A 21,105-nucleotide genomic window follows, 5' to 3' on the forward strand; every position below is an offset into this window, starting at 1 on the left:
ATCAGTAATCAACCTGAGAAGGGCCTTCATTCGTCGCGCGATCGTTACGATCTGGCGTGGCGCTTTGCGTTTGTGGTTCGACCTTCTTCGTCGGCGGCGGCGCTTTTTCATCAGCGGGCGGAAAATAGAGCGGCCCTTTCAGACCACAGCCCGTCAGGCTAAAGAGTGTGATAAGAACGGCCAGCGAACAGAAAACGTTTTTCATTGAGGGTTGCCTGTAAGTTCATGCTTTCTGTTGTCTATCATCGCAGGAGAAGAGGTAAAAGCAAGCGTTTAGCGGGGATCTTTATAAAATCCGAAAAGCGGCTTTCCGGCACAGTTATAGCAAAAAGGCGTTCACAGATATGCTCTACTGATTCATTAACCTTTTGGTTGGGTTGTCAGGATGACACGGTGATGAACAGAAATCTTCTGTGTGGCACATGACACTATCGCCTTCGCTAAAAATCAGGAAACCGGGTTCAGGATAGCCGTTCTCACGGAGAATGACAGAACAGCCACGAACCAACGCTATTCGTTCAAATGCGGGATAGTCTGTCCCGGTATTACGCCATGCTCGTTAAAGGAATAACCCATGAGACCTCTTGATTATATTATCCACTTGATACTTAGCGGCATTATTATTGTTGGCGTGTATCAGTTTTACTTTTTTACCCAGCGGCACATGTTGAGAGAGGCGCGCGAGTTTAGCTCCTCAATCGATGAAAAAATCCCGTTCTGGCCTGCATGGTCATGGGTTTACAGTTTTCTTTACTACCCGGCGATCCTCTACATTAACTGGATCGTCACCGACGAACACCACTTCATCATTATCATTTTTTCCTACATCATCCTGCTGGTGATGCAGATGGCCTTCTTCAGTCTGTTCCCGGTTTCCACGCCTGAGCACTGGCGCACGATCAATATGGGTAAAAGCTGGTCCGAGAAATTTCTGCTGTTCGTACAAAAATTCGACGACTCATCAAACTGCTTTCCGAGTATGCATGTCTCCGTCGCCACGTTAACCGCACTGCTGGCGCTCGGCACGCTGGGACCGTGGGTATTTTTGTTCCCGCTTCTGATTGCCTGTTCCTGTACGTTCACCAAACAGCACTACCTGCTGGACCTTCCCGCTGGCGCAGCGCTGGGCTGGGCGGCGTATGAAGTTTATGGCTGGCTGATGTAGGCCACGCCGTATAGCGCGCCGTTAACCTCAGCGATTTTCCTGTATACTCTCGCCATCATTTACCAACGGGATGTCACCATGAACGACAGTGAATTTCATCGCCTTGCCGACACGCTATGGCAAACCATTGAAGAACGTCTGGATGACTGGGATGGCGACAGCGATATCGACTGTGAAATTAACGGCGGTGTGTTGACCATTACTTTTGAAAACGGCAGCAAAATCATCGTCAATCGTCAGGAACCGCTGCATCAGGTGTGGCTGGCGACGAAACAGGGCGGCTATCATTTCGATCTGAAAGGCGATGAGTGGATTTGCGATCGCAGCGGCGAAACGTTCTGGAATTTGCTGGAGCAGGCGGCGACTCAACAGGCGGGTGAAACGGTTAGCTTTCGTTAAAGGTTAAACGAGCGCAGGCCGGATAAGGCGCAGCCGCCACCCGGAGAAATTACGCTGAAGCACCCGCTGTGATTCTGCCCGGTGGTGCTGCGCTTACCAGGCCTACAGGTTACGAGCAACTCGTTGATATAGCAGATTTTGTAGGCCAGGTAAGGCTAAGCCGCTATCTGGCAAAACAGCGCCATCAGGAGAAATACTGCTGCAACAACGGCGCGCCGTTATCCTGATTAGCTGGCGGAATAGTGAGAGGCTGGTTGCGGAACGGAATGACCTGCACGCGACCGTCAATCTTCACAATCTGATAGAACTGCGGCAGGTTGAAATTGATAAAGCTGGAGCCGTAGGTAAAGCGGTCGTGCGATGACGAGTAGAAGCGGCTGACGTCGCGCACCAGCTCTTCTTTGCTACCTTCGCAGTGATGATAGACCTCGGCGCGGTTGCTCTCGTCGAGGATATAAATGTTAAAACCGTTGTCGTCGCTGGTGCCTTCGAAGAAGAACTGAATAATCCCTTCGCTGGCAAAACCATCGACCACCGCCGGGAGTTCGACCTGATTGGTCTCCACCTGTACCGACAAACCATGTAACTTGTTATGGGAAATCGCGCCGTAGAACTCAATGGCGTTTTCCAGCTTCTGCACGGAAACGTTCAGGCGTTCGAAGAACAGTCCCCATGTCTGGCCTGCCACGCGCAGCGCCTTGAAGCGTCCGGTCTCCTGACGGGTACTGGAGAGGCGCAGTTCGATACATTCGGAGACCAGTTGCTGCACGCGGGTGCGGATCAAGCCGCGCAGGTGCTGGCTGTAGCAGAAGACGTCAACGCTATCCGGCGGCGCGGCATCCTGATGCATTTTGCCGAGGATGGTTTTCAACGCTTCGATCATCGCCTGCTCGCCGTTGAAGTGCAGAGTACGCACCTCATTCCACGAGTTGCGGTAGAGGAGATCGACGCTTCCGACCAGGCAATTTTGCTGTTCGCCAAAGCTAAAAACGTCCAGCTTGCGGAAGTCAAAGTGAACCACCTGATTGCGGAACGCCGCCGTCGGGTCATATTCAAGGTTGACGATAATCGCCAGATGGCGAATTTCACACGGGCTGTAGAGCGCTTTCGGCGTCGGAGCGGGCAGACGCAGCGGGAAGTGATGAGAAACCTCCGCCACCATCTCCTGTAGTTTCGCTAAATCGACAACCTCATTGCCTTTGACAAACAAGTGGGTACGTGAGGTCAAAAGACCATTAAACCACGCCCAGGCCACCAGTTTATTCAGGTATCGGTTATATTCCAGCGGCTGATGGCTGACGATAGATTCCATGTTTGGCGCACGGTTATACAGATACCAGCCGGTGCGGTTGGCCCGGCCCGGCGGCACATGGATAAAGGTCAGGTTCGGCTCGGAAAGATCCGGCGAGATTTGCGGGTTAACCAGCGTCACCTTACCCGGCAACGCTTCAAAAGCGGCGTACAGTTTACGCGTCAGCACGCCGATATCCTGCGGACTGGCGGAAACGCTGAGATTGTTACGGCGGGCAAAACGGATAAGGTTGCGGTAGCTCTGCATCATGGCATCGAGCAGTTCGTTATGCGCTTCGCGCACCTGATCGATTTTCCAGTTAGCCCGGTTATCCAGCATGGCGAGACGACTTTCGTCCCATCCCCACTCGTTGACTAAATGACTGATCACTTCACGACGCCAGCCGACGCAGGCGCGTTCCCGGCTAAGCTTCTCACAAACTTTTAAATAAAAACATCGACGCACAAGGTCGAGGCGCGTCGTGTCTTCAATGGCCGTAAGGTAAGTGGTCACCCGTTCGAGCATCATACAATAGGGGTCGAGACCAAAAGAGACGATCTCCCCGTCGTGCAAACGCTGTTTAATGTCTTTTGCCAGCAGGCGCGTGTCGGGATACTCCCACGAATACGCCTCCAGCAGCAGGGTTTTCAGCACCGCTTTATAGGGCGAATCGATGCTCTTATAAAGCTGCCACAGGCTGGCACCGAAGTACTCTTCGGCGGAAAGCGAGCTTAATCCGCCGAGATCCAGCCATTCGTTCGGGGTCAGCACGCCCTGCGCGTAGAGCGTCATCACATAATCATCGTAATGCTCTTCTTCATCGCCAGGCACCATATTCCACAGAATACGTTTACCCGCGAGGCGCACGGCGGTACGGTAAAATTCATCAAGCAGAAGGATGTGCTGGGTGGAACCGCAGTCTTCACCGCCCAGGCTGCCGCTTTCGTTATGGCGAAAACGGTTCTCATCAATCAGAAAGAAACTGACCTCGACGCCTAAAGAGGCAGCCCAGGACTCAAGCAGGCTGCATTTACGTTGCAGCAACTGGCGCTCGTCGTTGTCGAGCCAGGCCTGGTGGCATACCCAGATATCAAGATCGGAGGAACAGCTCTGCCCTACCGACGAGGTGCTGCCCATGGAGTAGATGCCGGTGATCGGCAGTTCGCCTTTCGGCGTTTCCTGCGGCGGCATGCCCCGGTACAGTTCGAGTTCATCAAGGTAGTGGCGTTGGGTTTCATCAGGCGTGTAAAAGCAGATGCCCTGGGGAACGTTACCGTCAAGGTAACCCGGCATCAGCGGATGGTGATAATGCAGCAATGTCGGCAGTAGACTGTAAACCTGCTGGAAAGCGGGCCCCATAGCAGCCAGCGCGCGATCGACACGCAGTTGGTTTATGGCATCCAGTCTCTGTTTTAACGTCTCAATATAGAGGTACAAGACATATCGCCTGATGTGTGAAACCTGAGTCCCTGAGCAGCGACAGCGGCTCAAAGCAGGAGGTTTCAGTAATTCAAATAAACGTCCCCGCTTGTCGTCCCTCTGATTTGGTGATGCAGACGAACAAATGGCTTAAAACGTGATCAATCTAACACCTTGCGCATTGACCGTAAAGAAAGAAGCACTACATACCAGTGTAGCATCGTTTGCCGGGTGTAAATCCTGGGCTACGCTTCCTCCCGTCCTTCCCGCGAAAACTGACATCCCGCTGGCAAGAGTGTTAGGATGGGATGTAGATGACAATGACGGTAACAAGCATGTTAGACAATGTTTTAAGAATTGCCACGCGCCAAAGCCCGCTTGCGCTATGGCAGGCACATTATGTCAAAGATCGCCTGATGGCCTGCCATCCAGGGCTGAGCGTCGAGCTGGTTCCGATGGTGACAAAAGGCGACGTGATCCTCGATACCCCGCTGGCAAAAGTGGGCGGCAAAGGGCTGTTCGTTAAAGAACTGGAACTGGCGCTGCTGGATAACCGCGCCGATATCGCCGTCCACTCTATGAAAGACGTTCCCGTTGAGTTTCCGCTGGGGCTGGGGCTGGTGACGATCTGCGAGCGCGACGATCCGCGCGACGCTTTTGTCTCAAATCACCACGCTTCCCTTGATGATCTGCCGGTTGGCAGCGTGGTCGGGACGTCAAGTTTACGCCGCCAGTGCCAGTTAGCCGCACTGCGCCCGGATCTCATCATCCGCTCTCTGCGCGGTAACGTGGGCACGCGCCTGAGCAAGCTGAATAACGGCGAGTATGACGCCATTATCCTCGCCGTCGCAGGGTTAAAACGACTTGGCCTGGAATCACGCGTACGCGTGGCGCTGCCGCCAGAACTCTCTCTGCCTGCGGTCGGCCAGGGTGCCGTCGGGATTGAATGCCGGATGGATGACGATCGCACCCGCGAACTGCTTGCGCCGTTAAATCACGTTGAAACCGCGATTCGGGTTAAGGCTGAGCGCGCGATGAATACCCGCCTCGAAGGAGGATGTCAGGTGCCAATTGGCAGCTATGCTGAAATAGTGGATGGCGAAATCTGGTTACGGGCGCTGGTCGGCGCGCCGGATGGTTCACAGGTCGTTCGCGGCGAACGTCGGGGCAAACCGGAAGAAGCAGAGCAGATGGGCGTTTCACTGGCGGATGAACTGCTGGCGAACGGCGCAAGGGAGATCCTTGACGAGGTCTATAAAGGAGAATCACCGGCATGAGCATTCTGGTCACCCGTCCCGCTCCGCAAGGAGAAGAATTAGTGAGCCGACTGTGCGCACTTGGGCAGGTGGCCTGGAGCTTTCCGCTGATTGAATTTATGCCGGGGCGCGAACTGCCGAAGCTCAGCCCCCTCCTTTCCAGCCTGACCGCCGACGATCTGATATTTGCCCTCTCCCGACACGCGGTGGAGTTTGCCCACGCGCAGCTTCAACGTCAGGGCGCGTCATGGCCCTCCGCGCCGCGTTATTTTTCTATTGGCCGCACCACCGCGCTGGCGCTGCATACCGTGAGCGGATACGACATTCGCTATCCACAAGATCGGGAAATTAGCGAAGTATTGCTACAATTACCTGAATTACAGAACGTTGCGGGCAGGCGTGCGCTGATCCTGCGTGGCAATGGTGGCCGTGAGTTATTGGGAGAAACCCTGACAGCACGCGGCGCTGAAGCTATATTTTGTGAATGTTATCAACGTAGTGCAAAACATTACGATGGGGCGGAAGAAGCGATGCGCTGGCAAACCCGCGGCGTCACCACTCTGGTGGTGACCAGCGGGGAGATGTTGCAACAGCTCTGGAGCCTGATCCCGCAATGGTATCGTGAGCACTGGTTACTCCGCTGTCGGCTACTGGTCGTCAGCGAGCGTCTGGCGCACCTCGCCCGGGAACTGGGCTGGCAAGATATTCAGGTCGCTGATAACGCTGACAACGATGCGCTGCTGCGCGCATTACAATAAATCTCATAATGGGAAGCCATAATGACGGAACAACAAACCTCCTCTGTCGTGGTTGAAGAGACCAGGGAGGCCGTGGACACCACGCCACAGCCACAAAAAGCTGAGAAGAAAGGCAGAACCAATACCGCGCTGGTGCTTAGCGTTGTCGCCATTGCCATTGCGCTGGCTTCCGGCGTCGGTCTGTATAGCTGGGGCAAACAGCAGGCTGCTAAGCAAACGGCGAACAATGATGCGCTGGTAAACCAGATCGCCGCGCTGCAAAAAGCGCAGGAGACGCAAAAAACCGAGCTGGAAGGCATCATTAAGAAACAGGCGACCCAGCTTGATGACGCGGGACGTCAGCAGACGGCAATGGCGAAAGAGCTTAATGAAGTTCAGCAAAAAGTAGCCACTATTTCCGGCAGTGACGCAAAAACCTGGCTCCTGGCGCAGTCCGACTTCCTGGTGAAACTGGCCGGACGTAAGCTGTGGAGCGATCAGGACGTCACCACGGCAGCCGCGCTGCTGAAAAGTGCCGATGCGAGTCTGGCAGATATGAACGATCCGAGTCTGATCACCGCTCGCCGGGCAATTACCGACGATATCGCCAGCCTTTCCGCCGTCTCACAGGTGGATTACGACGGCATTATCCTCAAGCTGAATCAGCTCTCCAACCAAATCGATAACTTACGTCTGGCAGACAACAACGATGACGACTCCCCGATGGACGCGGACAGCAATGAGCTTTCCAGTTCCCTTAGCGAGTGGCGCGTCAATCTGAAAAAAAGCTGGCAGAGCTTTATGGACAGCTTTATTACCGTGCGTCGCCGCGATGAGACCGCCGTACCGTTGCTGGCCCCGAATCAGGATGTCTATCTGCGGGAAAACATTCGCTCCCGTCTGCTGGTAGCGGCGCAGGCCGTACCGCGTCATCAGGATGAAGTGTACAAACAGGCGCTGGATAACGTCTCCACCTGGGTGCGTGCTTATTACGATACCGATGATGCGACCACCAAAGGATTCCTTGATGAACTGGATCAACTCAGCCAGCAAAGCATCACGATGGACGTGCCGGAAACGCTGCAAAGCCAGCCGATTCTGGAAAAACTGATGCAAACGCGGGTGCGTAACCTGCTGGCGCAGCCTGCGGCCGGTGAGTCTGCCCCTGCTGCCGAGTCAGCGCCAGCCGCTGCGCCACAAGGAGAGTAATGATGATAAAGGTCTTATTACTCTTTGCACTGTTGCTGGCGGGCATTGTGCTCGGTCCGATTGTTGCCGGGCACCAGGGCTACGTGCTGATCCAGACGGATAACTACAATATTGAAACCAGCGTCACGGGGCTGGTGATCATTCTTGTTCTCGCGATGGTCGTGCTGTTTGCCGTGGAGTGGCTGCTGCGCCGCATCATGCGTACCGGCGCACATACCCGCGGCTGGTTTACCGGCCGTAAACGCCGCCGCGCACGCAAACAAACCGAACAGGCGCTGCTGAAACTGGCGGAAGGCGATTATCAGCAGGTCGAAAAGCTGATGTCGAAAAATGCCGATCATGCCGAGCAGCCGGTGGTGAACTATCTGCTGGCAGCGGAAGCGGCGCAGCAACGTGGTGACGAAGCTCGAGCGAATCAACATCTTGAGCGCGCCGCCGAGCTGGCGGGTAATGATGTGATCCCGGTCGATATCACCCGCACGCGTCTCCATCTGGCGCGTAATGAAAATCATGCGGCACGCCGCGAAGTTGACCGCCTGCTGGAAGTTGCACCGCGCCACCCGGAAGTGCTGCGTCTGGCCGAACAGGCCTATATCCGTACCGGAGCATGGAGTTCGTTGCTGGAGATTATTCCTTCGATGGCGAAAGCCAACGTCGGCGATGAAGAACATCGTGCCGCGCTGGAGCAGCAGGCGTGGATTGGTCTGATGGATCAGGCGCGCGCCGATCAGGGCAGCGAAGGTCTGAAAGACTGGTGGAAAAATCAGAGCCGCAAGACGCGCCGCCAGATCCCGCTTCAGGTCGCTATGGCCGATCACTTAATCGAGTGCAACGATCATGACACCGCGCAGCAGATCATTATTGACGGCTTAAAACGTCAGTACGATGACCGTCTGACGTTGCTTATCCCGCGTCTGAAGACCAATAATCCTGAGCAGCTGGAGAAAATCCTCCGCCAGCAAATTAAAACGGCGGGCGACCGTCCTTTGCTGTGGAGCACGCTGGGCCAGTCGCTAATGAAACACGGCGAGTGGCAGGAAGCCAGCCTGGCCTTCCGCGCCGCGCTGAAACAGCGTCCTGACGCGTTTGACTATGCGTGGCTTGCCGATACGCTTGACCGTCAACACAAGCCGGAAGAGGCGGCGGCGATGCGCCGTGACGGTCTGCTACTGACGTTGCAAAACAATCCGCAGCCGTAAACCCTCCCCTGCCCGGCGGCGCACCGTTGCCGGGCACACTCCTGATGTACGCCATAAAAAAACGCCTGCTCTGAAACCAGAGCAGGCGTTAAAACAGGTCTGTTTGACAACATAAATGGGTGCTTCACTCAACGTTATGTCCATGATGTTTGATGAGGCCGAAGCGACATCTGGCAGGTGGACGATAAGCACCGTAAACGGCTCTGCATCATTCCTGGGTTTATGAGGCCGTAAGGCGAACATAAGAGATGGAATGAGCATCTACATACAGGATTATTACACACTGCTCATCCGCCTGTCATCCCGCTGCGTTAAATCCAGAGCATTCTGGATCGCCTGTTACAGCGAAACGCGTTGTATAAAAAGGAAACAGGAAAGATAGTCAATTAACGTCTAACGAAAGAAGAAAGTTGAAGGATATAAACGCGCGGAAAACAAAAAACCCCGCCGAAGCGGGGTTCAAAATTGGTCGGCGAGAGAGGATTCGAACCTCCGACCCACTGGTCCCAAACCAGTTGCGCTACCAAGCTGCGCTACTCGCCGATGTACTGCTTTTTGACTTTTTAGTTCAATTTAAGTAGTGGTGCGAGGGGGGGGACTTGAACCCCCACGTCCGTAAGGACACTAACACCTGAAGCTAGCGCGTCTACCAATTCCGCCACCTTCGCATTCCACAAAACGCTTAAATCTAATGGGGTGGCTGATGGGGCTCGAACCCACGACAACCGGAATCACAATCCGGGACTCTACCAACTGAGCTACAGCCACCACTGAAATCTTTTTACGCGGTATAAAACCACCGCAGCTCCAGCACCGGGTTAATGGTGCGCCCGACAGGATTCGAACCTGAGACCTCTGCCTCCGGAGGGCAGCGCTCTATCCAGCTGAGCTACGGGCGCTTAGCGCCGTTGCGGGGGTGGATAATACGGACTTCCCACCCCTCTGTCTAGTGCCTTTTTAAATAAAATGCGCGTTTGGTTATGCTTTGTGCACTTTGCCGCTTATTACTTCACTTTCTGCGCAGAACTGAAGCGATTGAGGCCAAATACCTTATAAATAAGCGTCACGGCGGCCATAAAAATAATCCCGACAAAAAGCGACAGTCGCGTATCGTCGTTAAAACCCATCCCGATTAACACGCAAATCAGGAACGCCATCGTCAGATAGTTGGCCCACGGAAACAGCACCGAGCGGAACGGGTGGCTGGCAATCGCCTCTTTATGCGCGCGGCGAAAACGCAGCTGGCTAATCAGGATCACAAACCACGGCACCATGCCGGGCAGCACGCTGGCGCTATAGACATAGACAAACACGCGCTGCGGATTCGGAATGATGTAATTCAGGCATGAGCCGATAAGCAGGATGACGATAGAGACCGTCACGCCCGCGACTGGCACGCCGTTACGCGACACTTTCGCCATCGCAGCAGGCAACTGACGGTTTTTTGCCAGCGCATAGAGCATACGCCCGCAGCTGTACATCCCGCTGTTACAGCCGGACAGCGCAGCGGTCAACACGACAAAGTTGATGATACCCGCCGCCGCGGTAATGCCAATCTTCGCGAAGGTGAGAACGAACGGGCTGCCGTTCGAACCAATCTCGTTCCACGGGAAGATGGTGACGATAACGAAGATCGCCCCGACGTAGAAGATCAGGATACGCCACAGCACCTTGCCGACCGCGCTGCGCAGCGTGACCTGCGGATTTTTCGCTTCGCCTGCGGTAATGCCGATCAGTTCAACGCCCTGGTAAGAGGCGACAACAATACACAGTGCCGTCAGGAAGCCTTTCCAGCCGCCGGCAAAGAAACCGCCGTGTTGGGTAAGATTGCCGAAGCCGATGCTATGACCGCCGTTACCGAAACCAAAAAAGATAACGCCAAGCCCAACCACAATCATCACAATAATGGTGGTGACTTTGATCATCGCAAACCAGAATTCAATCTCACCGTACAGACGCACGGCGGCGAGGTTTGCCATAGCCACCAGCGCGACGGCAATCAGCGCAGGTATCCACTGCGCCATCTCCGGGAACCAGAACTGGACATAAACCCCAATCGCGGTAATTTCCGAGATGCCTACCGCCATCCACATAAACCAGTACGACCAGGCAGTGAGGTAGCCAAAGAATGGGCTCATATAGCGATGCGCGTAGACCGCGAAGGAGCCGGTGACCGGCTCAAGGAAGAGCATTTCGCCCATCGACCGCATGATGAAGAAGACAAACAGGCCCGCAATGATATAGGCCAGCAAAACGGACGGCCCGGTCCATTTGAGGGTGCTCGCCGCGCCCATAAACAGTCCCACGCCGATGGTGCCCCCCAGGGCGATAAGTTCGATATGTCGGGCTTCCAGTCCTCGCTGGAGCTCCGGTTGTTTCTCAGCCATAAATCCTCTGTGCTTGCAAATTTCCGGGCGGTGCCGGTTCTTTTTATGAGTAAAAACGTTGCTTATGCGCATGAACGCGCACGAATGGTTTAACAATTTTCGTTAAATGGCAAACAAAGGATTAAAGAAGTGAACGTATTGTGCAATAAACAGGCGGGAGCCGGGTTGGGTAAGCGAAGCCGCTACCCGGCATTAACGTGACGTTAGCCGAGATGGGTTACATGCCCGGTGGCGCTGCGCTTACCGGGCCTACAGGGATACTGATAAGCCAATGAAGCGTAGGCCGGGTAAGCGAAGCGCCACCCGGCAAAGAGGGCCACCCGCGTTACATCTTGCCGGTATAGTGCCAGCCGAGATAACGCAGCAGGCGGATCTGGCGGCTAATACGGCTGGGTTGAGACAGCAGCCGATAGAGCCACTCCAGCCCGAGGTTCTGCCACACCTTCGGCGCACGTTTGACGTGCCCGGTAAAGACATCATACGTCCCGCCCACGCCCATATAGAGCGCGTCAGGATGGATCAGACGGCAATCGCGCATCAGGATCTCCTGCTTCGGCGAGCCCATGGCAACGGTCACAATTTTCGCCCCGCTGTCGCGGATACGTTCAAACAGCGCCGGCCGCTGCTCGGGCGTAAAATAGCCGTCCTGACTGCCGACAATATTCACGTTCCACTGTCCGCGCAGTTTCGCTTCCGTCTGCGCCAGCACTTCAGGTTTGCCGCCGAGTAAAAATACCGGCGTGCCTTCCGCACCAGCCCGCGCCATCAGCGCTTCCCACAAATCCGCACCGGCTACCCGCGATACCTGCGCATCAGGATATTTTTTACGCACCGACCGCACCACGCTGATGCCATCGGCATACTTGAACTCCGCGGCTTCAATCAGGCCGCGCACCTCGGCGTTGTCTTCCACCGCCAGCATTTTTTCTGCATTGATGGCGACCAGCGTTCCCTTGCGCAGCGCACCGTCAGCGTAGAGATAATCCAGCGCATGCTGCATATCGCGCCAGCCAATCAGCTTCAGGCCACGCAGAGTATAAGACGGAGCGGACGTTGTATTCGTCATGAGTATCCTTATCAGACTTGAGGTTGCGGCAGCGGCCGGAAACGTCTGCGGATCAGGCCCGCGCTTTCAAACAGCCAGTACAACAATTTGGCCGCCAGCAAACAGAGGCCGAAAATCGCCAGGAAAAAGACCACGCGCGAAACAAATGAGTCCAGCCCTTCACGCGCCAGTACGATCATGTTGAAGATCGCGCCAAAACAGAAACTGTGCAGGATCGCCGATTTATAGCGATTCGTCTCCCGGTTGCCCAGGGTATAAAGCCAGTCAAACCATTTGATAATCAGCCCCACGGTAACCGCGCCGAGCGGAATAAACCAGGCTCCGCCCATCACCACCAGCGAGCCAATCAGCGTCGGCGAGATCGCCAGTCCGGAATGGTTGTTAAGCACTTCCCAGGTAAAATAGTTGGCCGTATTCAGCACGATCCCCGGACGGTCCGGCCACAGCCAGGTGGGGATAAACACATAGAAGTCGCGCACGATGGGGGCCAGCCCCTGAAACTCGATCTTATCGTAGTTTTGCAGCAGCAACGCCAGGTTTTCCCACGGCGAGAAGGTATCGCGCGTCAGATACAGGAAGGTATAAAACGCCTCGTCTCCGCTGACGTTCAGCCCATAGCGCTTGAGCGCCAGCCAGAACATGCCGACAATGCCGAACGCGCCCGCCGCTGCCAGCATCCACAGCGAAATCCAGCCGCGAATAATCCCGATAAACAGGAAAATGGCAAACGCGATGATGATATTGGCACGCGTCCCGCCGACGATCATATAGGTCAGCATGCCGAAGGCAACGGTGCTGACGAGGAAAAACAGCCACGCCTGCGCATCCTGGCGCAGGAAATAGAGCACCAGCATCGCCGGAATAAAGAAGTAGAAGAAGCGCTTCAGGGCCACGCCGGACACTTCACTGGAGAAGATTTCGCTGTAGGAGTGCAGCCGGAACAGCAGGAAGCCGTTATGCATAAAGAAGATGCCGACGCTGAGCAGCGCAATGCCCATCAGCAGGATCCAGGTCAGGTGCGTCTCGACCCGGTTAATGGTGAACAGCGGTCGCCGTGGCGTAATGCGATCGGCGGAGCGCAGCCGCGTTTTATACGTCACATAGTAGACCGCATAGAAGCAGGCCGCAGCCAGCAGCGCCTGGAGCAGGATTTCCGGAGGAGCCACGCTAACGTCGAACCGAAACACCAGAATACAGGTCAGCGGAAAACCAAAGAAAAAGGTCAGCAAAAAAAGCAGCGAAAAGAAGACGTTAAAGTTAAAGCGCACCCGCCGAAACTCGAAGTATGTCAGCGTGGCGATAAACAGCGTAGAGAGCAGCCAGACCACCAGCAAGCCGCAGAACTGCATCTGACTCATGCTTCTTCTCCTGCCGCAATTCGCAGCGCCCGGTGCCACGGTTTCAGGTAGTTGGGCCGGAAGAATGTAATGCTGTTTTTATCGACTAAGGCCAACTGGCGCTGAGCTTCCCGTACTACGGCTTCATTCAGCGTGTCGGTGGTAAACAGCACCGGAATATGCTGCTCCGTCATATCCTGCCAGAACGGATTTTCCCGGTTCAGTACGCAGGGCACGCCCGCCTGGATCAGCAAACATAGCGTACCAATTCCCTGCTGGCGGGCAAAGATAAAGTAGCCGAGGTCGCAGCGCTTCAGCAATGCCAGATAGTCATCAAACTCCAGCTTCTCGCTGAGAATATGCAGATTCTCCTCGCTGAACAACGCCAGCCCGGCCTGACGGACTTCCGCAATATACGCCTCATTATTGGGCGGATAGCCCATAGGTACAATTGCATTCACCGTATCGCCAAATTGCTGATGCACGGCTTTTAACGCGGCAACGTGCTCGTTACTGCGATCGCCGGAATTGCCAATTAAGACCGTCAGCTTGCCGTCACGGTGAAGGGTGTCTGCCATAGTATTGAGTGAAGGCTCCATCCGGGTCGGAAAGTAAAGCAGCTCGCCGCGCACATCTGGATGACGTTCGGCAAAATAGCTCAGGTCGCCGCGCGTGGCAAACACGCAGCCTACCCGGCCCTGTGCCAGACGACGCAGCGGATAGAACAGGCGGAATTTTAGCCCGTGCGAGATCTCATACAGATCCGCTCCCCAGATATGCCAGCTCACCTGTTGCGGCTTGATGCCACCGCTCAGCAGCGCCAGCCACAGTCCGGTATTAAACTGGCCGTGGAAGAAAAAGCGCTGCGTCCGGTCGGCTTTCGCCCTGGCGATCACGGCCTGCGCCAGCGTTTTTTTATCCGGGTAAAAGGTCAATGACAGCGCCGGAAACACCGCACTGCTTCCCACGACCATAAACTCGCGCGCGTGCTCGCCCGTGACGGCAAGTTCATCATTGAAGAACCGCAGGATGGTCTGGTTGTGATGTGGGACGTCCGATCCCAGTACATGTATCAGTGCTGTCATGCCCGTCTACGCCAAAGTAAAAATACGCCGCTACAGAGCGTGAAATAAATAATATACGTCGCCATATACGCCTGGGCTGCCCCCAGCGCGCCATGCGCAGGGATCAACCAATGCGAAAAGGCCATCAGCAAAACAAACTGGCTGATTTCGGCCAGGATATAGAATCGCAGTGAGGCTTTGGCGATCACCAGATAGCCGTAGACGTAAGCACCCACTTTCAGTACGTCGCCGACCAGCTGCCAGGCAAAGAGATCGCGCATCGCCGCAAACTTTGTCGAAAACAGCAGCCAGATGGCGAAATCACGCAGCAGCCAGACGGTAAAACTGGCCGCCGCCACTGCGGGCAGCACGAACGTCAGCGATCGGACAATCTCCCGGCTAATCTCCTGCTTCGTCGTCAGCCTGGAGAGCGTCGGCAGCAGGTAAACGCTAAACGAGGCGGTGATGAATTGCAGGTAAGCATCAGAGATGCTGCTCACGCCCTGCCAGATCCCTACATCGTCCCAGCTATAATGCGCCGCCAGCAGGTTTCGCATCATCACATAGGCCACCGGCAGCGTCACCGAGGTGATCAGCGCCATCAGGGTAAACTTGCCTAACTGACCTGCCAGCCATTTGTCCCACTGCGGCTTGAGATAGCGCAACGGGATGGTACGGCGTTTTATCAGCACCAGCGCCGCCGGGATCGCTACCAGCGCAGGCACCAGCGCCAGCCCCAGCAGCGCGCCTTCGTAGCCGCCGAAACGATAACAGCCGTAATAGGCCACGACACCGATAATACTGCCCGCAATCAGCGCCAGCGCATTGCCCGCCGCATCGCGAAATCCTTTAATAAACGCCAGCAGCAGGTTGGCCCAGGCAATGCCCATCTGCACCAGCGCGACCAGGCGCACCAGCCCCTGATAATGGGTATGCCCGAACAGCCCCTGGCTGATGGGCGCGGCGGCCAGGACAAAGATCAGCGCCAGCAGTGTGGAGAAGCCCAGCATCATCGCCGACGAGGTGCCGACCACCGTGCGTAGCTGCGCCGGATCGTCATGCGCCTGGGCGACGAATTTGGTCACCCCGTTAAAAATGCCTGCCCCGGCGAGCACGCCGAGGACGGTCACTAACTGGCGGAAATTACCCGCCTGCCCGACGCCCGCCGGGCCGTATGAGACCGCCAGCAGTTTGACCACCAGCAGCCCCGCGCCGATTTTCACCAGCGTGGACGCGGCAGTCCACACTGAAGCCTTCGCCAGCGACATCTCAGGCGAAGTAACTTAATAACGAGTTGATCACCGTGCGCTGATTTACAGGAGCCAGGTTAAAGAACAGCGGCAGGCGAAGCAAACGCTCACTTTCACGCGTGGTATAACGATTTTCACCAAAAAATTCGCCGAATTTCTCGCCTGCCGGACAATCATGCAGCGGGATGTAGTGGAATACCGCGAGGATTTCCGCCTCTTTCAGCCACGCAATCAGACGGCTGCGATCTTCCATATCGCGCAGCTTGATATAGAACATATGCGCGTTATGAGCGCAGTCTGACGGGCAGGACGGCAGCTCAATACGCCCGGCTTTTGCCAGCGGCGACAGCGCGTCGTAATAGGTCTGCCACAGCGCCAGACGCTGCTGGTTGATGCGATCTGCCGCCTCAAGCTGCGCCCACAAGTAGGCCGCCTGCAAATCGGCCATCAGGTAGCTGGAACCGATATCGCGCCAGGTATATTTATCCACCTGACCACGGAAGAACTGGCTGCGGTTGGTGCCTTTCTCACGAATGATTTCCGCCCGCTCAATCAGCGTGCGGTCGTTGATCAGCGTCGCGCCGCCTTCGCCACCGGCGGTGTAGTTTTTCGTTTCATGGAAGCTGAAGCAACCGATATGACCGATAGTGCCCAGCGCGCGGCCTTTGTAGGTTGACATCACGCCCTGCGCGGCATCTTCAACGACAAACAGATCGTGCTTTTTGGCGATCGCCATGATGGTGTCCATCTCGCAGGCCACGCCCGCGTAATGCACCGGGACAATCGCACGGGTTTTGTCAGTGATCGCCGCTTCAATCAGCGTCTCGTCGATATTCATGGTATCCGGGCGGATATCGACGAAAATGATTTTCGCGCCGCGCAGCACGAAAGCGTTGGCGGTGGAGACGAAGGTGTAGCTCGGCATGATGACTTCATCACCCGGGCCGATATCCAGCAGCAGTGCCGCCATCTCCAGCGACGCGGTGCAGGACGGCGTCAGCAGTACCTTTGCGCTGCCAAAACGCTGCTCCATCCACTGCTGACAGCGACGGGTATAGCCGCCGTCGCCGCAGAGCTTGCCGCTCCCCATTGCCGATTGCATATAATCGATTTCGGTTCCCACCACGGGAGGCGCATTAAATGGGATCATCTTGTCACCTGTATAGCCAGAACGCGGTGCTTTCTACGTTCGCGCCGCTCTGAATGTAACGTTTAAGCGCGGCGGTGTTGCCCATCTGGGTCGCCACCCGCACTGTTTTTTTGCCGCGAGCCTGCGCCCAGTTGAGCGCCGCCTGCATCAGTTCTGCACCCGCACCGCGTCCGGCCAGCAGGCCGATACGCGCATCGGTTTCATTAAGTTCACGCAGCGAGACATAACCGCGAATATCGCCGCTTTCTGCCCGTAATAGCAGGCACTGGTGATCAAAGGTGCCGCGCACCGCGTTTTCTATCCAGCGGGCATAAAAGCGTCCGCTGTCGTGCGGCGGATACCATGGCGCGCGAAAACGGCTCAGCGCGAAGTCCTGCGCCGCCATATTACGCAGCGCCGGGATATCCGCCTCTGTCGCCACTTCAGCGGCAACAGAGGCTCCAGGTCTCACCGTGAGCGCCAGATCAACCTCGCCTTCCACCAGCCGAAAACCTAATTGTTGCAGCGTGTCCAGCCAGTCTGAACGGCCCGCCGGAATTTTTGCCTGCACCCGCGCCCAGCCGGAGAGTGCTCCGGTGGTTAATTCCGCCGCGCTGTCGTCAAGGCGCACAATGGCGCTTTGCAGACCAAAGAACTGGCTTTCCCAGTCGAGCGGCTCAACGCGGGCGCAAAGCATCAGTGCCAGACCCCTTTGGTATCGACCACATATTGCTGGGTCAGGCTGTCGCCGCTTATCGCCTTAAATTCATTGTGATCGACCAGCATCACCAGCACATCGGCGTCGTTCAGCGCCTGCTGCGTATCCACCAGCGTACAGTAACCGGCCAGTTTTTTCGGCAGCTCATGAATATTGGGCTCTACCACCAGCGTGTCACCGCTGTGCCAGTCGGCGATCAGTTTGGCGATTTCCATCGCCGGACTTTCACGCAGATCGTCAATGTTCGGCTTGAAAGCCAGGCCGAAGCAGGCAATTTTAATTTCACTGGCCCGCTTGCCGCTGGCGGTCAGGCAGTCGGCCACCGCCGCTTTCACCTGATTAATCACCCAGTGCGGCTTATGGTCGTTCACTTCACGCGCAGTGCGGATGAGGCGTGCCTGGTCGGGGTTTTGCGCCACGATAAACCACGGGTCAACCGCGATGCAGTGACCGCCCACGCCCGGACCGGGCTGGAGGATATTGACGCGCGGATGACGGTTCGCCAGACGGATCAGTTCCCAGACGTTAATCCCCTGATCGGCACAGATAAGGGAAAGTTCGTTAGCAAAGGCGATGTTGACGTCGCGGAAGCTGTTTTCCGTCAGCTTACACATCTCCGCGGTGCGCGAGTTAGTCACCACGCACTCGCCTTCAAGGAAGATCTTATACAGCTCACTGGCGCGCGCGGAGCACACCGGCGTCATGCCACCGATCACGCGGTCATTTTTAATCAGCTCAACCATCACCTGCCCCGGCAGCACGCGCTCCGGGCAGTAGGCGATGTTGACATCCGCCTGCTCGCCCGCCTGCTGCGGGAAGCTCAGGTCCGGGCGCATTTCCGCCAGCCACTGCGCCATTTGTTCGGTAGCCCCCACCGGCGAGGTGGATTCGAGGATCACCAGCGCGCCTTTTTTCAGCACCGGGGCGATGGATTTTGCCGCCGCCTCAACGTAGACCATGTCCGGCTCGTGATCGCCTTTAAACGGCGTTGGCACGGCAATCAGCCAGGCATCCGCTTCCACCGGCGTGGTGCTGGCACGCAGATAGCCGCCCTCAACCGCCGCTTTAACCACTTTATCCAGGTCTGGTTCAACAATGTGGATCTGGCCGCGATTAATGGTATCAACCGCATGCTGGTTAATATCCACACCGACAACCTGCTTCTGTCGGGAAGCAAAGGCGGCGGCAGTAGGGAGGCCGATGTAGCCGAGGCCAATAACGGAAATGGTATTAAAACTCATAGCGTTACCTGATTATTTTTCAGTGCATCCAGAATACGTTCACACGCTTTGCCGTCCCCGTAAGGGTTATGGGCGCGGCTCATCGCCAGATATTCATCGTCGTCATACAGCAGGCGCGTGACCTGCTTAACAATATCCTCGCGATCCGTGCCCACCAGGCGCACCGTACCCGCCTCAACGGCTTCGGGACGCTCGGTGGTATCGCGCATCACCAGCACCGGTTTACCCAGCGAAGGCGCTTCCTCCTGAATACCGCCGGAGTCGGTCAGGATCAGCCACGCGTGATTCATCAGCCAGACGAACGGCAGGTAGTCCTGCGGCTCAATCAGGATCACGTTGTCGACGTGTCCAAGGATGCGGTTTACCGGCTCGCTGACGTTAGGATTCAGGTGAACCGGATAGACAATCTGTACGTCGCGATTTTGCGCGGCGATGTCTGCCAGCGCGTGACAGATTTGTTCAAAGCCTTCGCCGAAGCTCTCGCGACGGTGGCCGGTGACCAGAATCATCTTCTTTCCATTGCTGAGAAACGGGTAACGCGCGGTCAGTTCAGTGCGCAGCGCTTCATCTGCCATCACCCGGTCACGCACCCAGAACAGCGCGTCAATCACGGTGTTGCCGGTCACGAAAATCTGTTCGTCGAGGGTATTTTCATCGCGCAGATTCTGGCGTGAATTTTCCGTCGGCGCAAAGTGCCATGTGGCCAGGCGGCCGGTTAACATCCGGTTGCCTTCTTCCGGCCACGGCGAATTGAGATCGCCGGTACGCAGGCCCGCCTCAACGTGCCCCACCGGAATACGCTGATAAAACGCGGCCAGGCTGGTGGCAATCGTCGTTGTAGTGTCGCCATGAACCAGCACCACGTCTGGTTTAAAAGACTCAAGAATAGGTTTCAGACCCTGCAAAATACGGCAGGTAATTTCGGTCAGTCCCTGGCCCGGACTCATGATGTTGAGATCGTAATCCGGGACAATAGAAAAAAGGTGCAGCACCTGATCGAGCATCTCCCGATGCTGCGCAGTGACGCATACTTTCGCCTCAAAATGAGGATCCTTTGCCAGCGCATGAACCAGAGGTGCCATCTTAATGGCTTCTGGTCGAGTGCCGAATACAGTCAGTACTTTCACATCGATTCTCTTCGATTGGATAATGAAGGCCAACGGCCTTCATTACAGATGCGGCGTTTAGCGAACACGACGGCGCACTAATGCAACCCCGGAGCCTATTAACGCACCCACAATGCCCCACATGATCATCAGGAAGGCGCGGCGAGGGCTGTCACGTTTTACAGGTTCTTCCGGCGTACGCAAATACCGATAGGTCTGAAAACGCGGGTCCAGTATGGGGCCAACATTCAGCGTCGTCAGCATTGCCCGGTTCTGATCGTAATCCAGATCAAATTCCGGTCCTACGGCCTGCAAATTTTCCAGCCTGGCCTGAAGCATTGGGCGGCCCAGCAAGAACAGTTCAGAATCGGGTAATTCATCTGCCGGCACATCGGTTTCACTGCGGGAAATATTGTGCTGCTGGGCGACGGTTAACGCCTGTTCGATGTTTTTTACCCGGCGGTCGTAAATCGCTTTTGCCACCGCTTCCTGGCGCTTCACCTGCGCTTTCATCTGGATAGTACGCGCGGACCACGCCCCTTTCAGCTCATCGTTCAAATGACCCGCCGCGCGCTGGCTGGCGAAGGCCACATACTGACGCAGCAAGTTATTGGCGTCCTGCGCGGTTTCCGCCGTCAGTTTAACGCTGTCGCTGATGCTTTTAAGCGCATCACCCGGTGTAAACTGAATATCGTTAATCAGATCGTCCAGCAGCGCGGCATCGGCTCTGGAGTTACCGACCATCCGCTGTTTGTAATAGTCGGTTTGTGACCAGAAATCCCGGCGGGTATCCCAGGAAGCCAGCTGCACAATGAACTCTTTATAGGAGTCGTCCATTACCGATGGCTGCTCGACCGGCACCTGATTTGCCCTGGCATCGAGATTGCGTAAAAACTGCTGCTGGGAATAGAAGCCACCCAGCATATTCACGGTAGGCCGGTCGGTAATTGCCGTCGCGCCCCATTCCTGGCGCGCAAAGAAAGTGTAAAGCAGAGCAACCAGAGCAAACAGCAGCGCCATTCCCACTATCCAAAGCTTTCCTGCCCACAACGTACGAAACAGACCGCGAATATCCAGTTCATTCTCAGCGCTCACTGCCTGTGCTCCTGATAATGGTTGAGTCATCACTTCC

General features: G+C 56.0%; 18 protein-coding genes and 4 tRNA genes. 6 read left to right on the forward strand and 16 right to left on the reverse strand.

Annotated elements, in window-relative coordinates:
* Position 1: 1 nt before the first annotated feature.
* Entirely contained in the window at positions 2-205 is a 204-nt protein-coding gene (locus tag INT84_RS23140) for a lipoprotein (protein ID WP_194208650.1), read from the reverse strand.
* A 369-nt stretch (positions 206-574) separates the two neighbouring features.
* On the opposite strand from INT84_RS23140, the gene INT84_RS23145 reads away from it, so the two are divergent.
* Together INT84_RS23145 and cyaY are read left to right on the forward strand one after the other, a co-directional pair.
* Positions 575-1,165 (forward strand): phosphatase PAP2 family protein, encoded by a 591-nt coding sequence (locus tag INT84_RS23145; RefSeq protein WP_194208651.1) that lies wholly within the window; start codon positions 575-577, stop codon positions 1,163-1,165.
* 78 nt (positions 1,166-1,243) lie between these two features.
* Positions 1,244-1,564: an iron donor protein CyaY gene (gene cyaY / locus INT84_RS23150; protein WP_194208652.1), complete on the forward strand. Its 321-nt coding sequence runs from the start codon at positions 1,244-1,246 to the stop codon at positions 1,562-1,564.
* A 184-nt stretch (positions 1,565-1,748) separates the two neighbouring features.
* Here cyaY and cyaA read toward each other — a convergent pair whose 3' ends face one another.
* Positions 1,749-4,292: a class I adenylate cyclase gene (cyaA, locus tag INT84_RS23155; RefSeq protein ID WP_194208653.1), complete on the reverse strand. Its 2,544-nt coding sequence runs from the start codon at positions 4,290-4,292 to the stop codon at positions 1,749-1,751.
* A 317-nt stretch (positions 4,293-4,609) separates the two neighbouring features.
* Between cyaA and hemC the strand changes: the two genes are divergently transcribed.
* The 4 genes from hemC to hemY are packed head-to-tail and all read left to right on the forward strand — an operon-like array spanning position 4,610 to position 8,675.
* Positions 4,610-5,551 carry a hydroxymethylbilane synthase gene (hemC, locus tag INT84_RS23160; protein WP_194208654.1) on the forward strand — a complete coding sequence of 314 codons (942 nt, stop codon included), beginning with the start codon at positions 4,610-4,612 and terminating at the stop codon, positions 5,549-5,551.
* Positions 5,548-6,288 (forward strand): uroporphyrinogen-III synthase, encoded by a 741-nt coding sequence (gene hemD, locus INT84_RS23165; RefSeq protein WP_194208655.1) that lies wholly within the window; start codon positions 5,548-5,550, stop codon positions 6,286-6,288. Before hemC ends, hemD begins: the two co-directional genes overlap by 4 nt.
* A gap of 21 nt (positions 6,289-6,309) precedes the next feature.
* Positions 6,310-7,476, forward strand: a complete 1,167-nt coding sequence (gene hemX, locus INT84_RS23170; RefSeq protein WP_194208656.1) for a uroporphyrinogen-III C-methyltransferase — start codon at positions 6,310-6,312, stop codon at positions 7,474-7,476.
* A gap of 2 nt (positions 7,477-7,478) precedes the next feature.
* Positions 7,479-8,675 carry a protoheme IX biogenesis protein HemY gene (hemY, locus tag INT84_RS23175; RefSeq protein WP_194208685.1) on the forward strand — a complete coding sequence of 399 codons (1,197 nt, stop codon included), beginning with the start codon at positions 7,479-7,481 and terminating at the stop codon, positions 8,673-8,675.
* Positions 8,676-9,141: 466 nt separating this feature from the next.
* Here hemY and INT84_RS23180 read toward each other — a convergent pair.
* The 14 genes from INT84_RS23180 to wzzE all read right to left on the reverse strand — a co-directional run bounded on the left by INT84_RS23180 (position 9,142) and on the right by wzzE (position 21,098).
* Positions 9,142-9,218: transfer RNA gene (locus INT84_RS23180), tRNA-Pro, on the reverse strand.
* Between the two features lie 38 nt (positions 9,219-9,256).
* A tRNA-Leu gene (locus INT84_RS23185) sits at positions 9,257-9,343 on the reverse strand.
* A 24-nt stretch (positions 9,344-9,367) separates the two neighbouring features.
* Positions 9,368-9,443 (reverse strand) — tRNA-His (locus INT84_RS23190).
* Positions 9,444-9,497: 54 nt separating this feature from the next.
* A tRNA-Arg gene (locus tag INT84_RS23195) sits at positions 9,498-9,574 on the reverse strand.
* Positions 9,575-9,679: 105 nt separating this feature from the next.
* Positions 9,680-11,062 (reverse strand): amino acid permease, encoded by a 1,383-nt coding sequence (locus tag INT84_RS23200; protein WP_194208657.1) that lies wholly within the window; start codon positions 11,060-11,062, stop codon positions 9,680-9,682.
* Between the two features lie 325 nt (positions 11,063-11,387).
* The gene (gene wecG, locus INT84_RS23205; RefSeq protein ID WP_194208658.1) at positions 11,388-12,128 is read right to left on the reverse strand and encodes a lipopolysaccharide N-acetylmannosaminouronosyltransferase; all 741 of its coding nucleotides are present in this window, start codon (positions 12,126-12,128) and stop codon (positions 11,388-11,390) included.
* An 11-nt stretch (positions 12,129-12,139) separates the two neighbouring features.
* Positions 12,140-13,486, reverse strand: a complete 1,347-nt coding sequence (gene wzyE / locus INT84_RS23210) for an ECA oligosaccharide polymerase (RefSeq protein ID WP_194208659.1) — start codon at positions 13,484-13,486, stop codon at positions 12,140-12,142.
* Entirely contained in the window at positions 13,483-14,550 is a 1,068-nt protein-coding gene (locus INT84_RS23215) for a TDP-N-acetylfucosamine:lipid II N-acetylfucosaminyltransferase (protein WP_194208660.1), read from the reverse strand. The genes wzyE and INT84_RS23215 overlap by 4 nt, the downstream gene beginning before the upstream one ends.
* Entirely contained in the window at positions 14,547-15,797 is a 1,251-nt protein-coding gene (wzxE, locus tag INT84_RS23220; protein ID WP_194208661.1) for a lipid III flippase WzxE, read from the reverse strand. The genes INT84_RS23215 and wzxE overlap by 4 nt, the downstream gene beginning before the upstream one ends.
* 1 nt (position 15,798) lies before the next feature.
* Positions 15,799-16,929 carry a dTDP-4-amino-4,6-dideoxygalactose transaminase gene (rffA, locus tag INT84_RS23225; RefSeq protein ID WP_194208662.1) on the reverse strand — a complete coding sequence of 377 codons (1,131 nt, stop codon included), beginning with the start codon at positions 16,927-16,929 and terminating at the stop codon, positions 15,799-15,801.
* Between the two features lie 4 nt (positions 16,930-16,933).
* Complete coding sequence (gene rffC, locus INT84_RS23230; RefSeq protein WP_370529702.1) at positions 16,934-17,605, reverse strand: dTDP-4-amino-4,6-dideoxy-D-galactose acyltransferase; 672 nt, start codon at positions 17,603-17,605, stop codon at positions 16,934-16,936.
* Positions 17,605-18,867, reverse strand: a complete 1,263-nt coding sequence (gene wecC / locus INT84_RS23235; protein WP_194208663.1) for a UDP-N-acetyl-D-mannosamine dehydrogenase — start codon at positions 18,865-18,867, stop codon at positions 17,605-17,607. Before wecC ends, rffC begins: the two co-directional genes overlap by 1 nt.
* A complete protein-coding gene (gene wecB / locus INT84_RS23240; protein WP_194208664.1) occupies positions 18,864-19,994 on the reverse strand; it encodes a non-hydrolyzing UDP-N-acetylglucosamine 2-epimerase in 1,131 nt (376 codons plus the stop codon). Before wecB ends, wecC begins: the two co-directional genes overlap by 4 nt.
* A gap of 57 nt (positions 19,995-20,051) precedes the next feature.
* Complete coding sequence (gene wzzE, locus INT84_RS23245; protein WP_194208665.1) at positions 20,052-21,098, reverse strand: ECA polysaccharide chain length modulation protein; 1,047 nt, start codon at positions 21,096-21,098, stop codon at positions 20,052-20,054.
* Between the last annotated feature and the right edge of the window lie 7 nt (positions 21,099-21,105).

The sequence above is a fragment of the Superficieibacter sp. 1612_C1 genome (genome assembly GCF_015234305.1).
Lineage (GTDB): Bacteria > Pseudomonadota > Gammaproteobacteria > Enterobacterales > Enterobacteriaceae > Superficieibacter.

Bases quoted from the DNA above. Each gene is read 5' to 3' on its own strand.
- INT84_RS23140 (WP_194208650.1), bottom strand. From the start codon at position 205: ATGAAAAACGTTTTCTGTTCGCTGGCCGTTCTTATCACACTCTTTAGC.
- INT84_RS23145 (WP_194208651.1), top strand. From the start codon at position 575: ATGAGACCTCTTGATTATATTATCCACTTGATACTTAGCGGCATTATT.
- cyaY (WP_194208652.1), top strand. From the start codon at position 1,244: ATGAACGACAGTGAATTTCATCGCCTTGCCGACACGCTATGGCAAACC.
- hemC (WP_194208654.1), top strand. From the start codon at position 4,610: ATGTTAGACAATGTTTTAAGAATTGCCACGCGCCAAAGCCCGCTTGCG.
- hemD (WP_194208655.1), top strand. From the start codon at position 5,548: ATGAGCATTCTGGTCACCCGTCCCGCTCCGCAAGGAGAAGAATTAGTG.
- hemX (WP_194208656.1), top strand. From the start codon at position 6,310: ATGACGGAACAACAAACCTCCTCTGTCGTGGTTGAAGAGACCAGGGAG.
- hemY (WP_194208685.1), top strand. From the start codon at position 7,479: ATGATAAAGGTCTTATTACTCTTTGCACTGTTGCTGGCGGGCATTGTG.
- INT84_RS23200 (WP_194208657.1), bottom strand. From the start codon at position 11,062: ATGGCTGAGAAACAACCGGAGCTCCAGCGAGGACTGGAAGCCCGACAT.
- wecG (WP_194208658.1), bottom strand. From the start codon at position 12,128: ATGACGAATACAACGTCCGCTCCGTCTTATACTCTGCGTGGCCTGAAG.
- wzyE (WP_194208659.1), bottom strand. From the start codon at position 13,486: ATGAGTCAGATGCAGTTCTGCGGCTTGCTGGTGGTCTGGCTGCTCTCT.
- INT84_RS23215 (WP_194208660.1), bottom strand. From the start codon at position 14,550: ATGACAGCACTGATACATGTACTGGGATCGGACGTCCCACATCACAAC.
- wzxE (WP_194208661.1), bottom strand. From the start codon at position 15,797: ATGTCGCTGGCGAAGGCTTCAGTGTGGACTGCCGCGTCCACGCTGGTG.
- rffA (WP_194208662.1), bottom strand. From the start codon at position 16,929: ATGATCCCATTTAATGCGCCTCCCGTGGTGGGAACCGAAATCGATTAT.
- rffC (WP_370529702.1), bottom strand. From the start codon at position 17,605: ATGCTTTGCGCCCGCGTTGAGCCGCTCGACTGGGAAAGCCAGTTCTTT.
- wecC (WP_194208663.1), bottom strand. From the start codon at position 18,867: ATGAGTTTTAATACCATTTCCGTTATTGGCCTCGGCTACATCGGCCTC.
- wzzE (WP_194208665.1), bottom strand. From the start codon at position 21,098: ATGACTCAACCATTATCAGGAGCACAGGCAGTGAGCGCTGAGAATGAA.